Source organism: Psychrobacter faecalis (genome assembly GCF_016107575.1).
GTDB lineage: Bacteria > Pseudomonadota > Gammaproteobacteria > Pseudomonadales > Moraxellaceae > Psychrobacter > Psychrobacter faecalis.
In genome coordinates this window covers 1-16,655 of the sequence record NZ_JABAST010000053.1, presented here as the reverse complement: position 1 = coordinate 16,655, position 16,655 = coordinate 1, and the positions used below count along the sequence as shown (strand labels likewise).

The 16,655-nt window shown below is 44.4% G+C and carries 12 protein-coding genes, 1 other RNA gene and 1 pseudogene; 7 read left to right on the top strand and 7 right to left on the bottom strand.

What is annotated here, in order from left to right:
• Window positions 1-165: 165 nt before the first annotated feature.
• The gene (locus tag JFC07_RS12225; RefSeq protein WP_011280732.1) at window positions 166-888 is read right to left on the bottom strand and encodes a Bax inhibitor-1/YccA family protein; all 723 of its coding nucleotides are present in this window, start codon (window positions 886-888) and stop codon (window positions 166-168) included.
• Between the two features lie 309 nt (window positions 889-1,197).
• Here JFC07_RS12225 and JFC07_RS12220 point away from each other — a divergent pair, with 309 nt between their 5' ends.
• Together JFC07_RS12220 and JFC07_RS12215 are read left to right on the top strand one after the other, a co-directional pair.
• Complete coding sequence (locus JFC07_RS12220) at window positions 1,198-2,199, top strand: NAD(+) kinase (protein WP_068404461.1); 1,002 nt, start codon at window positions 1,198-1,200, stop codon at window positions 2,197-2,199.
• Window positions 2,200-2,261: 62 nt separating this feature from the next.
• Window positions 2,262-2,573, top strand: coding sequence for a YeaC family protein (locus JFC07_RS12215; RefSeq protein ID WP_068404460.1), 312 nt, complete (start codon window positions 2,262-2,264; stop codon window positions 2,571-2,573).
• A gap of 158 nt (window positions 2,574-2,731) precedes the next feature.
• Here the strand turns inward: JFC07_RS12215 and JFC07_RS12210 are convergent, their stop codons facing one another.
• From JFC07_RS12210 to JFC07_RS12190, 5 genes and pseudogenes are all read right to left on the bottom strand, one after another.
• The gene (locus JFC07_RS12210) at window positions 2,732-3,106 is read right to left on the bottom strand and encodes a HopJ type III effector protein (RefSeq protein WP_068404458.1); all 375 of its coding nucleotides are present in this window, start codon (window positions 3,104-3,106) and stop codon (window positions 2,732-2,734) included.
• A gap of 174 nt (window positions 3,107-3,280) precedes the next feature.
• A pseudogene (gene csrA / locus JFC07_RS12205) lies at window positions 3,281-3,448 on the bottom strand (carbon storage regulator CsrA); the annotation flags it as partial.
• Between the two features lie 373 nt (window positions 3,449-3,821).
• Window positions 3,822-5,108 (bottom strand): aspartate kinase, encoded by a 1,287-nt coding sequence (locus JFC07_RS12200; RefSeq protein ID WP_068404454.1) that lies wholly within the window; start codon window positions 5,106-5,108, stop codon window positions 3,822-3,824.
• 298 nt (window positions 5,109-5,406) lie between these two features.
• The gene (gene alaS, locus JFC07_RS12195) at window positions 5,407-8,079 is read right to left on the bottom strand and encodes an alanine--tRNA ligase (RefSeq protein ID WP_198329136.1); all 2,673 of its coding nucleotides are present in this window, start codon (window positions 8,077-8,079) and stop codon (window positions 5,407-5,409) included.
• 188 nt (window positions 8,080-8,267) lie between these two features.
• A complete protein-coding gene (locus tag JFC07_RS12190; protein ID WP_227678324.1) occupies window positions 8,268-10,019 on the bottom strand; it encodes a TIGR00341 family protein in 1,752 nt (583 codons plus the stop codon).
• Between the two features lie 357 nt (window positions 10,020-10,376).
• Between JFC07_RS12190 and JFC07_RS12185 the strand changes: the two genes are divergently transcribed.
• A complete protein-coding gene (locus JFC07_RS12185) occupies window positions 10,377-10,586 on the top strand; it encodes a hypothetical protein (RefSeq protein WP_068404450.1) in 210 nt (69 codons plus the stop codon).
• Window positions 10,587-10,794: 208 nt separating this feature from the next.
• Here the strand turns inward: JFC07_RS12185 and JFC07_RS12180 are convergent, their stop codons facing one another.
• Window positions 10,795-12,180: a L,D-transpeptidase family protein gene (locus JFC07_RS12180; protein ID WP_198329135.1), complete on the bottom strand. Its 1,386-nt coding sequence runs from the start codon at window positions 12,178-12,180 to the stop codon at window positions 10,795-10,797.
• A 427-nt stretch (window positions 12,181-12,607) separates the two neighbouring features.
• Between JFC07_RS12180 and prmB the strand changes: the two genes are divergently transcribed.
• The 4 genes from prmB (at window position 12,608) to ssrA (ending at window position 16,275) form a co-directional block, all read left to right on the top strand.
• Window positions 12,608-13,780, top strand: a complete 1,173-nt coding sequence (gene prmB / locus JFC07_RS12175) for a 50S ribosomal protein L3 N(5)-glutamine methyltransferase (protein WP_198329134.1) — start codon at window positions 12,608-12,610, stop codon at window positions 13,778-13,780.
• Window positions 13,781-13,866: 86 nt separating this feature from the next.
• Window positions 13,867-14,970, top strand: a complete 1,104-nt coding sequence (gene aroC / locus JFC07_RS12170; protein ID WP_068404446.1) for a chorismate synthase — start codon at window positions 13,867-13,869, stop codon at window positions 14,968-14,970.
• A gap of 189 nt (window positions 14,971-15,159) precedes the next feature.
• Complete coding sequence (locus tag JFC07_RS12165; protein WP_068404444.1) at window positions 15,160-15,831, top strand: alpha/beta hydrolase; 672 nt, start codon at window positions 15,160-15,162, stop codon at window positions 15,829-15,831.
• Window positions 15,832-15,916: 85 nt separating this feature from the next.
• Window positions 15,917-16,275: a transfer-messenger RNA gene (gene ssrA / locus JFC07_RS12160) on the top strand.
• The last annotated feature ends 380 nt before the right edge of the window (window positions 16,276-16,655 follow it).

Sequence of the window (16,655 nt, the reverse complement as noted above, 5' to 3'; positions counted from 1 at the left end):
AGATTAGTGAGGTGCTCTTCTTTTTTCAATCACTTTCGAAGTTGAGAGTGGGGTAGCTTAAACTTATTTATATAAACCTCAAAAATTACCCACAAAAAAACCGTCTTTATAAAGACGGTTTTTTTTATTTTAATTATTTTAAATAACGGCTAAACAGGGTTTAGATTAGTCTTGCAGGTAACTTAGCAGACGCATAAATTCGATATACATCCACACTAGCGTCGCAAGAATACCGATACTAAATAACCATTCGTAGTCTTCTGATACGCCCATCGCCACACCGCGATCGATATTATCAAAGTCCAATAGCAGCGTAAAAGAGGCGATAACAATCACAAATAAGCTAAAGCCGATAGCGATAGCGCCACCTTCGAATAAGAAAGGTAAGCTCGAGCCGAACGCTAAAGATAGCACCCACTGCGCCACATAAACCAACATGATAGCAATCAATGCTGAGGTGACGATTGAGCGGAATTTCTCAGTAACTTTAACCAAACCTGAGCGATACAGCCCTAGCATGACCGCTGCGGTGACAAAGGTCGCACACATCGCAGTGACAGGCACGCTTGGGTACATGCGCATAAAAAATAGCGAGATACCACCTAAAAAGATACCTTCCAATAACGCATAAGGTACGGCAAAAGTTTTGGCTTTTTGCGGCTTAAAGGTAATAAAAATAGCAAGACCAAAGGCGGCAAACATACTACCAAAAGCGGCCATGGTGATAAAGCCTTGTGATAGGCCTGCCATTAACGCATAAAAGAAAAATCCAATACCCGTAATCGCCGATAGTCCAAGCAATAAACTGGTCTTTTGAATCACACCCTTTACCGTCATCGGCGCGCCGCCAACGGCAAGCTCTGCGCGACTGACAATAGGATTTGCCATAAAGTTGTCCTTTTTAAAATATAAATAACTAAGATGCCAGCTACTTTAGCAAAACCGCCATTATTGTCAACTGTGTTTACGTGAGCGCATGCAAGGCATCACATGGCTATCGAGCCTAAATTAACTAGGGAATATCGACATATAAAGCGGTAATGAGTAGCAAAACAAATACGCTTAAAAGTGGCGTATGATAGAGGATATATGGGGCCAATTACGACAGTTAACAACGAAACTTCATAAACATGCTAGTCTAAGCGCTGATTTCTCGTTATCATTGCACTGTATTTTATCGTTATGCCGAGTCGTTTTATGGAAAACTCAGCGCAGTCCGCCCGATTGCCGCACTTACATGAATCAGAGCTGTTTCATGCCATCAAAAACCCAGCGTTTAGGCGCATTGGTTTGATGGGCCGCGCCGGAAAACGCAGCGTGACCCAAAGTCTGGTACAGATTGCCAATACCATCAATGAGATGAATCTGACATTGATTATGGATGTGCAGACGGCCAATTTGCCTACTTTGAACCTCACCGAAATTGAAAAAGTTAAAATCGTCAAACGTAGCTTGATTGGTGAGATTTGCGATTTAGTTATCGTAGTAGGCGGCGATGGTTCGATTTTGCATGCCGCCGAAGCATTGGCGCGTTATCGGGTGCCAGTTCTAGGGGTCAACCGTGGTCGTTTGGGGTTTTTGGCCGATGTTAAGCCCAATGAAGCGGCCTTTAAACTACGCCAAGTATTGATGGGCGATTATCAGTTAGACCACAGGTTTTTGCTGACCATGGAGATTCGCGAAGGGCGAAAAATCATTCACGAAGATATGGCGCTCAACGATGTGGTGCTACATGCGGGTAAATCGGTGCACATGATTGATTTTCAGATGAAAATTGACGGGCACGATGTCTATCGTCAGCATAGCGATGGTCTCATTGTGGCGACGCCGACAGGTTCCACTGCTTATGCACTTTCAGGTGGTGGTCCGATTATTCATCCGAGTATGGATGCCATTTGTTTGGTGCCGATGCATCCACATACCTTATCCAGTCGTCCGATTGTGGTTAGCGGCACCAGCGAGATTTGTATTCGTATTCATGAGGACAACCGCACCCAGCCACAAGTCAGTGCCGATGGTAAGCCGAGTATCGCGCTCGACCAAGAGCAGCGCCTTTATATTCGTAAGCATCCTGATAAGCTGACCTTGCTCCATCCGCCAGGGTTTGATTTTTATGAAGCCTGCCGCACCAAATTACACTGGAACGTCCATGCCGAAGAATTCAGTATGGACATCGATGATGATATTATAGAAGAATGAATGCAGTGCTAGATTTCTCAAAACAGTACTGGATTATAAAATAGTCGCGGAGAGTAGGTACGATGGACAAACAAACGATATTAGCAAGTGTCACACCAGAAGTGGTAGAGAAGTTTCGCCAAGCCATTGAGCTGGGTAAATGGCCGGATGGTCGTAAGCTCACGCCTGAGCAGCGCGAAACTTGTATGCAAGCGGTGATGGTATGGGAGCATGAGCACCTGCCGCCAGCCGAGCGTACTGGCTATATTCATAAACCCGTGCGAGACGATGGCTCTGTCGTGGGCGCGGAATGTGATGTCGAGCACGAGCATCATTATCCCAATATGCCCAATCCTAAAGGGGCAGTACAACCCGTTAAATTCCACAATAAATAAGCAATAGCTTTGTCGCAATTAATTGAGATAAATAAGCGGCTAAGCGGCATTAAGCCAAAAGCACCAAATTGAAGGTAGGAAACAGCAAAAAGCCACGCTAATTGCATAGCGTGGCTTTTTTAATACTTTTAAAATAGATAGTTAGCGAAAATAGAAAACTACAGCGCGCTAGTATCAACACTTGGACGCGGCGTTAATGGATTTTTTTCCATCAAAAATCCTTGCCAGCCCCAATGTAAAAAGTTACGAATATTGGCATGGTCGGTACCCTTTGGCGTCGCTTGTACCTTGGCATAATGTTCACCAAACAGCTTTAGCGTGTCCAATTGGTTTAGACCATGGTGCTTAGCGAAACCAAAAATCTTGGCGCTGCCTTCGTTTTCGCCCGCTGCATTGTGCAGCATACCATTAACAAAAGGCGCTGGCGCATAGCGATAAAAATCATCAATAAAGCTGATGACATCATTGAATCCAATGGCTTTTTTATTCAAACCATTAAGTAGAGCCGATACATCTGATTGACGGATACTCATAAATACATGACCTCAGAGCAGATTAGAAAGCAAAAATAGGGTGCTTAATTTATGCCCAATAATTATTGATAGTTAGTTAACGAACAAGCGATCAACTTAGCGATTAAAATAGTCTTCATCATCGAATGAAGGTGCAAAGCTGCCTTGCTCAAGATGTTGCATTTGCGATTGTACCGTGCGTTCATGCTGAATACGCTGATAAATCTCTTCACGGTGTACCGCAATATCTTTTGGCGCATTGACGCCGATTCGTACTTGATTGCCTTTAACGCCTAGGACAGTCACACTGACCTCATCGCCAATCATTAGCGTTTCGCCCACGCGGCGTGTCAAAATTAACATGCGTCACACTCCTTATGTCGCATCAACAGATTATTACTCATCAGATTGCGTCTCAATTACAGGACATTACTCTAGTACTAAATAGGCAGAGCAGTCATTATAAAAACTCTGCGTCACCTAATACTCATAGCGGTAATGATAGATAAATTCATTTAGCCCAAATGAAAGCCCCATTATAGGGGGCATAACAGATACTGTCACGGATTTTCACAAAACTATTAGGTATATACTTACCTGAGCAATAGTAATAAAAGAAAATAGAGCCTAAAAAGACTCTATTTAATCAAAGTTTTACTAAAAAATAATCGCTATTTAGCCAATCGTTATTAAACCAGAAGTATCTTACAGCGATATAATGTATAGCCTTTACACATTATAACCCAGCGATTGTGCTGTCGCCGTCTTCACGGTCAAGACCAAAGGCGGTGTGTAACGATTTCACGGCCTTTTCTAAATGCTGCTCTTGGATAAGTACCGAAACTTTTATTTCACTGGTCGATATCATTTGGATATTGATGTTGTTTTCGGCCAAAGTCTGGAACATAAGGCTGGCAACTCCTGCATGCGAGCGCATACCAACCCCGACCAATGACACTTTTACCACTTCGTTATTGGCCAAGATCTCTTTGGCACCAATTTCATCTTTGACTTCGTTTTCTAGCACTTTCATGGTTTTATCCATGTCCGTACGGTTGACGGTAAAAGTAAAGTCAGTAGTGCCATTGGTCGATAAGTTTTGCACGATCATATCGATTTCGATATTGGCGCGACCGATAGGGCTTAGGATGGCAGAGGCGATACCAGGATGATCGGGTACACCGCGCACGACTATTTTTGCTTCGTCGCGATTAAAAGCGATACCTGAGATGATTGCCTGTTCCATGTTGTCTCCTTCGTCTATCGTAATTAGGGTGCCGACATTGTCTTGAAAGTCTTGGTCGAAGCTACCATCGTTGTTTTCATCAAAGCTAGATAATACGCGTAGAGGCACGCCGTATTTGCCAGCAAACTCTACTGAGCGAATCTGTAAAATCTTAGAGCCAAGGCTTGCCATCTCAAGCATTTCTTCAAAGGTAATCTTTTCAAGTTTTTTGGCTTTTGAGGTCACGCGTGGGTCAGTGGTATAAACGCCATCGACATCGGTATAGATTTGGCATTCATCAGCGCCTAAGGCTGCGGCAATGGCCACACCTGTGGTATCCGAGCCGCCGCGACCTAAGGTTGTGGCGTTACCTTCTTCATCGATACCTTGGAAACCTGCCACGATGACAATGTTGCCTGCATCTAGTTGCTCACGGATGTTTTTGTCATCAATGCTTTCGATACGCGCTTTGGTGTGGGCACTATCGGTTTTAATGGCGACCTGACGACCGGTGAATGAACGGGCGCCAATACCAAGCTCTTTAATCGCCATCGCCAGTAAAGAGATAGAAACCTGTTCGCCCGTTGAGACCATTTGGTCGTATTCGCGTGGATCAGGTTGGCTGCTGATTTGGCGTGCTAAATCAATCAAACGGTTGGTTTCACCGCTCATGGCAGACACAACTACGATCACTTGATGACCGTTGTCATGCCAACGTTTGACTCGTTTGGCGACATTTTTGATGCGGTCGATACTGCCCATCGAGGTGCCGCCGTATTTTTGTACTATTAACGCCATAAAAATCTACCTATTATTCACCAATGGCCATCTGTTACTTATCGACATCAATCCATCATGGCGCGGTCTGCCATGACAGTGCAAGATTCATTTTAATAACGATAAAGCCGAATTATAAAAATTGCGCCCTTTATTTGCTCTGCTATTTTACTGTTTATACCCATACACTTGATATGCTGACAGTCGTTAAGCGTGCTACTTTATACCATATTAGCGGTATAACTTTAAGTGCTAGCAAGCATTAGATATATGGCGATTGGTTATAACCGTTATAACCAATCGCCTATATTCCTACTATTTACGCAAGCTTTTCTGCAACCCAAGCGCTTAGTGCACTGATAACGGTATTGATATTGGCAGATTTTGGCGCACCGCCTTGGGCATAATCAGGCTTACCGCCGCCTTTACCGCCAAGCTCGCTTGCCAAATGACGAATAATATCGCCCGCTTTGACGCGATCGGTCAGCGATTTGTCAACGCTTGCTGCCAGTGCCAGCTGCTCATCTTTATCGCCAATCAGCACGATGATGCTGTACGGCAGTTTTGATTTCACATCGTCTATCAAGGTACGAATGGATTTGCCATCAACGCCACTTAAAGTGCTAATAAGTACCGATGTACCAGCGATGGTCTGCACGTCATCAAGCAAGTTTGCCGCTTGGGCGCTAGCAATTTTTTGCTCTAAGCGTTCTAGTTGTTTTTCCAAATCACGCTGCTTATCTGCCATGGTGCGCACACGCTGTGCAACCTCTGGACGTTTGACTTTTAGCTGAGCTGCAAGCTCGCTTAGTTGCTGCTCGCTTTGCTGCATGTTTTTAATGGCATTCATCCCAGTGACCGCTTCAATACGGCGAATACCCGCAGCAATACCTGATTCACTGGTGATTTTTAACACCCCAATATCACCCGTACGCTGGACATGAAGGCCACCGCATAGCTCGATAGAGAACGGCTTGCGTTGACCATCAACGATGCTATCGGTACCCATGGTCAAAACGCGTACATCATTACCATATTTTTCGCCAAATAACGCCATCGCACCTTGTTTCATCGCTTCATCGATAGACATATGCTCGATACGGGCAGGGGTGTTGGCTTGAATTTGCTCATTGACAAGACGTTCGATACGGCTAATTTCAGCAGCGCTAACCGGTTTGTCATAAGAAAAGTCAAAACGTAATACTTCGCTTGAGACTAATGAGCCTTTTTGTGTGACTGCATCGCCCAGTACTTCTCTTAATGCCGCATGCAATAAATGCGTCGCCGAATGGTTTTTGGCACTCGCCGCACGAATGCTGGACAATACCTGCGCATCAGCCGTTTGCTGAGCGTTAATTTCGCCCATAGTGACCACGCCATAATGGATAATGGCTTGGCCAGATTTTTTGGTGTCTTGCACTTCAAAAACACCTGTCGCTGTGCGAATTTCACCCAGCTCACCCACCTGACCACCGCCTTCAGCATAAAACGGGGTACGGTCAAGGACAATAACGCCTTCCATGCCTTCGGCCAAGCTCTCGGCTGGATTGCCGTCTTGATAAAGCGCATGGATGGTAACGCCGTCTTCTTCAAGCTGTTTGTAGCCGACAAAGGTCGTTGGGTTGTCTACTTGAATGACGCTACTATAATCAACGTCGAATTTGCCCGCATCACGCGCACGTTCACGCTGTGCTTGCATGTGCTCATCGAATTCTGCTTCATCAATCACAATGCCGCGCTCACGGGTGATATCAGCGGTCAAATCAACGGGGAAACCATAAGTATCATAAAGTTTAAATGCTGCTTCACCAGAGAGGGTATCGCCGTCTTGCAAGCCTTCAAGCTCGCTGGCAAGCAAGCGTAACCCTTGTGCTAAGGTTTTGGCAAATTGGGCTTCTTCTTTTTGAATGGCATTTTCAATCGCGCTTTGTTTGTCTTTTAGCTCGGGATAGGCGTCGCCCATCTCAGCAACCAAAGGCGCGACCATTTTATAAAAGAATTCACTGTCCGCACCAAGTTTATTGCCATGACGTACGGCACGGCGAATGATACGGCGCAGTACATAACCACGCCCTTCGTTACTAGGGGTTACGCCATCAGCAATCAAAAAGGCCACGGCACGAATATGGTCGGCGATGACTTTTAATGAGGATTGTTGCTCGTTTTCAATATCTAAAATCTTAGCCGCCGCATCCATTAGATGGATAAATAAATCTATCTCATAGTTGCCATGCACGCCTTGCATGATGGCGCTAATACGCTCAAGCCCCATGCCAGTATCGACGCTCGGCGCAGGTAGCGGCAGCATGGTACCGTCTTTTTGACGGTTAAACTGCATAAAGACGCAGTTCCAAATCTCGATATAGCGGTCGCCATCTTCTTCTGGCGTACCCGGCAATCCGCCTTCGATATCAGAGCCATGGTCATAAAAAACTTCGGTACAAGGGCCACAAGGACCGGTATCACCCATGGTCCAAAAGTTATCAGAGGCGTACGGTGCGCCTTTATTATCACCAATACGGATGATGCGCTCACTAGGCAAGCCAATGTCTTTATGCCAAATATCAAAGGCTTCATCATCAGTTTCATAAATGGTCACATACAAGCGGTCTTTATCGATTGCCAACCATTTATCGGAAGTTAAAAATTCCCAAATATAAGCAATACCCGCTTGCTTAAAATAATCGCCAAACGAGAAGTTGCCGAGCATCTCAAAAAACGTATGATGGCGCGCCGTATAACCGACATTATCCAAATCGTTGTGTTTACCACCGGCACGGACGCATTTTTGTGAGCTCACCGCACGCGTATAGTCGCGCGGCTCCATACCCAAAAAAGTCTCTTTAAACTGATTCATACCGGCATTGGTAAATAGCAATGTCGGGTCATTGTAGGGAATCAAGCTCGACGAGGCGACGGGGGTGTGCTGCTTGCTTATGAAAAAATCGATAAAAGCTTGACGAATATCGGCTGAGCGAAATGGCTGGCTCACAGCGGCTCCTTACTGACGAATGGTTTTATTAAATAGAATAAGTAAAATAATTTTGCAAGCGATTTTAGCACAAACGTACCAAGCGTGTTGAAGATTCATCAGCAAACGCAGCGGAAATAAGGCTTAATTTTCTTTATTAAGCAAGCGCTTGTATTAAGTGACTAGGATAAATTAAACCGCCAAACACATCAGTTGGTTAAAATGGTCACATCGGTTTTATCGAGCTTATCTTGAATAAGTGGATGCGACTCAATCACCTGCACGGGCATATAGCGTAGCTGTAAGCGTATCGGTAAATAGTCGGGAAAATTATCTGCCATATCTTGGCTAATAATCGCCTCAATTTGGCGGACGTCATAAAAGGTAGGGGTGGTCTCGCCGCGAATCACCGCGCGCACGACTTGATTGGTAGTGTCTTTATCGAACTGGGTATTGGTCAGCACGTTGCCCTTGTCGCTAAAATAGCTATTAATCGTCTCTTTGACGCTACTTTCAAACCCTTGCTGCTTGGCGTTGGTTTGTAGGTTGATGGTTAAATAGGTCCCTAAAACGCCCAATAACAATAACGTCACCGCATTACGCCGTAAAAAGGTCCAATAAGTACTTGATTTATAATCATCATCGACCAAGCGGCGAAAACCTAGTAGCCATAGTACCAAAGCGTTGGTAAATTGAATGGCGATAATATTGGTCAAGGCCAATAGCAGCGCGCCAAGTCCCATTTGCATCTCACCATTGGCAAATAATATCCCACTGGCGGCAAGCGGTGGCACCAATGCCGTAGCCACTGCGACCCCAACCACAGCGACCGATAGGTGCGGCGAAACCATCGCATAAGCACCTGCCGTACCACCAGCTAAAGCAATCATCAAATCCATCGAAGTTGGCTGCGTACGCGATAATATCTCAACAGTAAGTGGTTGATCTTTATGTAGCCAGCCGACGATGAAACCGACCAACACCACCAAAGAGATGCCAAGAAATACTGTAATAAGTGATTTTCGTAATAGCGGCATACGGTGGTCAATAATCGCCAACGCCACGCCAGTGATAGGACCGAGCATCATTGCTACCAGCATCGCGCCGATAACCACCGCCGCCGAATTGGTCACCAAACCATAGCTTGCGATGATAGCCGAGAGGATATTCATCACAAAATACATTTTACTCGGCAAGGCGTTGGCCTCAATCCGGACCCGTACTTCTGGATAGTCTACTTTTTTATTACTGAATTGCTCGGCGACAAACTGCTTATAAGACTCAAGTTTGGCTTCTTTTTTCTCTTTTTTCTCTTTGATCTCTTTGATCTCTTCATCTTCGCTATCTTCTACAGTGTCGTCTGCGTTGTTTTCGTCTTTCACCGTTCTACTTTTCACCGTTCTATCGCTGGTTTGGCTGCTATCTTGAACTTGAGTAACGTCCTGCTCGTTTTGCTTGCTATCTTCTTTTTCGTCCGTGTTTTCTATATTTAAACTTGGTTTTGAATCTTCTTGTAGGCTCTGTTTAGTGAGTGACTTATCAGGTTGGATATTGTTTGAATTTGTCTGGCTAGAGTCAGTCTTATCTGCTGGGCTGACCTCAGCTTTATCCTTCTCCTGAAAAAACGCTTCCGCTGTATCGGTAAAGTCAATGTCTGCATTATCATTTGTAAATTCATCAACAGGTTGAGAGTCGTCAACTTCTTCTGGCGTTTCTAAGGAAGCAACCACCACATCGGGTGCCACCGTTTCCATTTTGATGGTTGCCTCAGGCACCTGCGCATCTTTTGACGCTTCTGCTAATGCATTATCACTATTACTTTCGCTATGCGCCTGTGCTTCGATAACAGCCTCGTTGTCGATATTGTCAATGTTGTCAGTCTTACGCGTGGCTGCAAGCTCGCTAGCGTTTTGAGGGGTATTTATTGGCAGTGAGTCTTTATCGGTATCAGATGAGGTCATAAAAGAATGCTTTATTAAAGAACAAGGTTAGAAACAAGTAGGTAACTAAAATAAGTTAAACGCAGCAGGTTAAAAATTCCAAAACTAAAAAGTAGGAAGTCTACTATTGTAATGATAAATGTCCAATATCGTGTAAATTTCTTGTGCCTAAATAGAGGGAGATAAAAGACAGATAAGAGGATAGTTTGGCTATATTTTCAAGAGAAAAATGCCAAGTACAAATCAATAATTATAATATGGCTTTTAATATGAATCACTTGCTATAAATGGGCTGTGGGTCTATAAAAAAAGGCTTACTATTTGTGTGGATTTGGTGTATAAAGGTGTTATACCCACACAAAAAATGAGGAATAAATCATGAACTGGCCACTATTTTCTGTCATCTATTCAATAGCTGCAACCGTGACCGTCGGTGTATTAATGATTGCTGCTTTGGTCACAGGATTTAACCAAATCCCGCACATCCAAATGGCGGTTGCCGCAGGTATCATTGTATCCATTCCAGCTGCCTTATTTTTTACCAAAAAAGTGGGAAGTATCACGGGTAAGGAAGGTCATAAGGCTTAGGGCTACAAAGCTACGAATTTAAGACTAAGCCATTTCAAAAGCTGGCTATTTCAAAAGCTAGCAGTTTCAAAAGCCCGCCACCATAAAAATTAAAAATAAAGAAAGGCAGCTTAGCTTTAGAATTTATATAAAATAAAAAACAGCCCCTAAAAAGGAGCTGTTTTTTTATTGCTTATAAGGCGTGGTTATGCGTTTTCATTAATAACAACTATTTTAGCTCAACGGTGGCGCCATTTTCGATATTGGCATATACCTCTAACACATCCCAGTTGGTCAAACGGACGCAACCAGCGGATGCTTGGCGGCTGATACCTTCAGGTTTCGGTGAACCGTGTAGACCATAAGATGGCTTAGACAAGCCCATCCATACCACACCGACAGGGCTGTTTGGACCTGGTGGTAGCATATGTACTTGTTTGTCTGACCCTTTACCAACGGTCGCTTTATACCACGGCATTTTTACTTTATTAATGATTTTAAACGTGCCTTGCGGTGATGGCGTCGCATCACTTCCGACTGTTGTTGGATAAGTGGCGACCAGTTTATCACCGTTATAAGCATAAAGGGTTTTGTCGGCTTTATTGGCAACGACGCGATTAATCCGCTGTTTGAGTGGATCGCGCGTATTTAAAACGGTGATGGTTTCGCCAGCTTTATACTGTTTGTTTTTATTCAACTTGTCTAAATAGCGCACGTCCATATGGAAACGCTCACCTAACATCTCTTTGATGTCCTGATAATATAAGCCTTTCATTTTCGACTTAGCCTCTGCGCCTGCAGGCGTGGTAGCAAAGTTGGTTTTTACATCATCTTCGGTGATGGTATAAGTCACTAGCACTGGCTTATTGGCTGGGATATTTTTATTCAAAGCGTCCCATGTTTTTTGATCCATTTTACCAGTTGCAGGCAAGCCTTTCATGGTTTGGAAGTTAATCAGTGCCTTTTTACTGTTCATACCCCAGCCGCCATCAATAGCGCCCGGTGAGGCATGATTCCAATCCAACAACGCCTGCATTTTGATGGTCATTGCGGAGTTGACCTTCATGTTCGGTGTCCAAGTGGCACCGTTGACTTGTTTGGCATAATTAGACAGGTTTAGCGTGGTATATTTTTTACCATCGACATCTTCGATACTTTTGATAGAAGTATCGGCTGGGCGGTTATTGGCTATTGCTGCACTAGGAGCGGCAACAGCTTGGCCATCACTGATGTCATCGGTGCTATCAGACTGTACATCTTTACGCGCTAGCTCTTCGACACTCATATTATCGGCGCTGACGCTTTGTTGCTCATCTGCTTGTTGCGCGTCATTGTCGTCTTCGTCAGCTTCCTGTTTTTCATCAATCAGCTGCGTCATACGATCAGGCGATTCAGGCTTTAAAGCAGACGTGGCTACGGCAGGCGCGCGACTATCGAGTGAACTGCTGCGGTTTTCTTGCACGTTAAGGCTGACTTTTTTCGCCAAACTAGGCATTAAGTCAGCTTTACGTACTGGTAGAGTGCGCGTATTGTCGGCAGGGGCAGCAACAGCGCTGACACTGGCACTAACAATCGCAATAGATATAGCGGTGATAAGGGGCTTCATTTTCATCATATTGGCTTACTTATGGTTATAACTAATGCGGCTATTATGCGCATAATTTGGACGCTTCGCAAACTTTTGACACATCTTTTTTCGTTTAGGGCTTGCTAAACGTCAACAGTTGACGTATTCACTACAGTTGGGAAATAATTTAGTCATGCTAGTTATAAAGGAGCATTCACATTTGGTTAGAGTCTTGCTTATTTGCTTTATCGTTAAATGCTAGAGTGATAAGAGGTTAATGATACATTTACCTATCATAAAAGTTGCCTTATTTATTTGCAGTAGCTTTTTGCGCTAAAAAATACAGCCATTGGCGCAGCGCAAGGTTTACGTCTATAATGTATGACAAGTTTTTATTTAATAAATCGGCTGTTAAAAGTCAGCGATTTAATCCATCCGCATGTCGTCGATACGCGTGCAATCAGTAAGGTGTGATATGTCAGAAGACCAAACCATGAGCGCAGAAGAGTTTCAAAATCAGTACTTTGCTGATGAGTCGCAAGGCTTAGGTGATGAGATGACCTACAATTTGGAGTCAGAGCTGCTCGGTGAAGACGATGAGTTTGCCAATCTGCGTGCAGAGCTTGCAGAGGCGCGTGAGCAACTGGTCAGTATCCGTGATTTTATTCGTTTTGCGGTCACACAGCTGCGCAACTATGACGTGGTCGTCGCTCAAGGAACGACGGATGAATTTGCCGAAGCGTCGGCGATTGTGTTGCACACGCTGTCCTTAGATTGGGCAGCCAATGATCAGATTCTCGATTGCCGTTTAACCACTTCAGAAAAGCAGCAGGTACTGGGCTTATTAGAAGAGCGTATCGCTGAGCGTAAGCCGTTGAGTTATCTCATTAATTTATCGTATTTCTGTGACCTGCCTTTTTATGTCGATGAGCGCGTCCTAATTCCGCGCTCACCAATCGCCGAGCTGATTCGTCAGCAGTTCCATCCGTACTTCGATGTTAATGAGTTGGCAAAGCCGCTCGGTATGAGTATGAACAATCAAGCTGCCGCCTTCTTTGACCATGGTTTAGAGATTAAGCAGTTGGCGCAGCCTGAGCGTATTTTGGATTTGTGCACCGGTTCTGGTTGTATCGCTATTGCGCTTGCCACCCGCTTTGTTGATGCCTTAGTCGATGCGGTTGATATTGATAAAGGAGCGCTAGAAGTTGCGATGGTCAATGTCGATCATCATGACTTAGGTCATCAAGTTAATGTGATTGAGTCTGACTTATTTGCCAAGATTCCTGCTGAGCATCAATATGAGCTAATCGTTACCAATCCTCCTTATGTCGATGCCGCGATTATGGCCGATTTGCCACCAGAGTTTTTATATGAGCCAGAACATGCGCTCGCTGCTGGTCAGGACGGACTAGATTTGGTACATCGTATCTTGTTTGAAGCGCCAGATTATCTTAGCCCTGAAGGGTTGCTGGTCTGTGAAGTCGGCGATAGTGAATGGGCGTTAAAGCAAGCGTATCCTGAAATCCAATTTGATTGGTTGAAATTCGCTCACGGTGGTCATGGTATTTTTGCTATTACCTATGACGAGCTTATGACTCATCGTCAATTATTTACCGCTTATGTGCAATTATTAGATGGTAATCAATAAAGTAAAATTGACACTGACACTAAATTAAAAAACGGCAATTAAAAAGCAGCAATTAAAAAATCGACTTCATTTGTTTAAGGATAAATATGGCTGGCAATAGTATTGGACAGGTTTTCACCGTAACGACGTGCGGTGAGTCGCATGGTGCAGGCCTGATGGCTATCGTCGATGGCGTTCCGCCAGGTTTAGAATTGTGCGAAGCAGATTTGCAGATAGATTTGGATCGCCGTAAGCCTGGAACGTCTAAATACTCAACCCAGCGCCGCGAGTCTGATGAAGTCGAGATTATCTCTGGGGTATTTGAAGGTAAGACCACGGGCACCTCGATTGGGCTTTTAATTCGTAATACCAATCAAAAATCAAAAGACTATAGTGAAATAAAAGACACTTTTCGCCCCGGTCATGCCGATTATACCTATAGTATGAAATACGGCTTTCGCGATTATCGCGGCGGCGGGCGTTCATCAGCCCGTGAAACGGCTATGCGGGTGGCGGCAGGTGCCATCGCTAAAAAATATTTGCATGAGCGCTTAGGCGTACAAGTGCGCGGACATGTTACCCAAATTGGCTCGGAATACAGTCAAGTGCTAGACCCGAGTCAAATTGACTGGGATTTTGTCAATAGCAATCCGTTTTTTTGTGCGGATAAAGAAGCGGTCAGCCGCTTTGAAGTCTTGATAGACAGCTTGCGCCGTGAAGGCACGAGTTGCGGAGCACGTTTGGAGATTATCGCAAGCGGCGTGCCCGTCGGATTGGGTGAACCGGTATTTGACCGCCTAGACGCTGATATTGCCCACGCGATGATGAGTATTAATGCCGTCAAAGGCGTAGAGGTCGGTGATGGTATGGCGGTAGCTGGACAGTTTGGTCATCGCTCACGTGATGAGATGACCCCTGGTGGTTTTACGGCCAATCATGCGGGTGGCATCTTGGGTGGTATCTCATCAGGCCAAGACATCCGCGTTAGTATTGCCTTGAAGCCAACCTCTAGTATCACCACGGCTGGCAAGAGTATCAACACAGAGGGTGAAGCGATTGAGATGCTGACTAAAGGGCGCCATGACCCTTGCGTGGGTGTACGCGCGACCCCCATTGCTGAAGCGATGCTAGCGATTGTGTTACTCGATCACTATCTGCGCCATCGCGGTCAAAATGTCGATGTTAAGCTGCCAGTGCAGTCGATTACTTAAATTTTCTACCATCTATTTATTTGCCCTTTGCCGCATCTACTGCTGTTCTATTAGATACGTTAGAGGGTTTTTTTATGCATGCCTAAAAAGTTAAGTAGGTAAGTTATAAACTCTATTTAAATACGGTATGTCTTGCTTAATAAAACAAACAAATCTGGTTTTATTTATCAGTTGAAGGAACTTAAACACATGAGTAACTATTTAGATGCTGTTATTGTTGAACATAATCCTACAAACAAAGTGATTGACCGAGCCGTCATTTGGCTGCATGGCTTGGGTGCTAGCGGTCATGACTTTGAGCCAGTTGTACCACAGTTAGGTCTTGCGGATGACATGGCAGTACGTTTTATCTTTCCGCATGCGCCTAATCGTCCAGTGACGGTTAATGGTGGTATGGTCATGCCCGCATGGTATGACATCTTAGAAATGAGCCTTGAACGTAAAGTCGATATCGCTCAAATCGAAGAATCTTCTCAGCAAATCCATGACTTGATTGCTCGTGAAATCGAGCGCGGTGTTAAGCCTGAGCATATTGTCATTGCGGGATTTTCGCAGGGCGGGGCAGTGGCGTATCATGTGGCACTTGGCTATCCACAGCGCTTAGCAGGCTTGATGGCGCTGTCTACCTATCTGGCGACCAATGACCATATCAACTATAACGCCGCCAACAAAGACATGCCGATATTGATTGAACACGGTACGCATGACCCCGTCGTGCCTGTGGTTCTAGGCGAGCAAGCACAAAATTTGTTATCGGAGAAAGGCTATAGTGTCGTTTACCATACCTACCCGATGGCGCATCAAGTTTGTATGCCGCAAATTCAAAATATTGGCCAATGGATGAATAAAGTTTTGGCTTAGATAATTGAGCTGTAACTTAATGTAATACAGAAGGTTTTTAGGTTGAAAACTGATAGGCAGGTACTATATAATAGTCAGTCTTATTGGGGATGTTCTGGCTTCGACGCTGGTGATGAAACTCAATGATGCATGTCGAGAGTGTATGTCCTCTCGTTAATCAAACATATATTGTTATAGTCGCAAACGACGAAACTTACGCTCTAGCAGCTTAAACCCTGCTTACTTGGTTGCTGATCACCTACAGTTGGTCAACTAAGTTGAAGCGTCCGCATGTAGGCTCGCCACAAGTGATTGTCTCAATCGCTTGGGTTCAAAAGTAGAGAATCGTCCAATCCATCCTGACTGTCGGATCGGTGCGGATTAAAACTAAAGACAGAAACTAAACATGTAGATTCATGAGCGTAATGCTGGCGGACGCGGGTTCAACTCCCGCCATCTCCACCAAATACTAAAAATCCGATCACATAATGTGGTCGGATTTTTTTTGATTTAAATTTATTACTAAGTTCGGAATGTAAAGTTTTAATGAGAGTAGAAGGTTGATTGATCTATTTGATAGAGTTCAAAGACAATAAAAGCACTGTTTTCTTAATGCGCTTATAAGAAAAAGGCCTCCAATCGCTTGGAAGCCTTTTAATATAATGGTACCCGGAGCCGGAACGATGAGTAATAGTTAAATATTTGATTTTATTACATAAAATATTAAAAATTTTGTATGGTGTACATGATAGTGTACATAAGGTTTAGGTTTCATTTTTTTTATTGATTGGGGAGTTTCCCAAACTCTGTGTAACTGCTTATAATCCACTAACAGGAGAATAAGC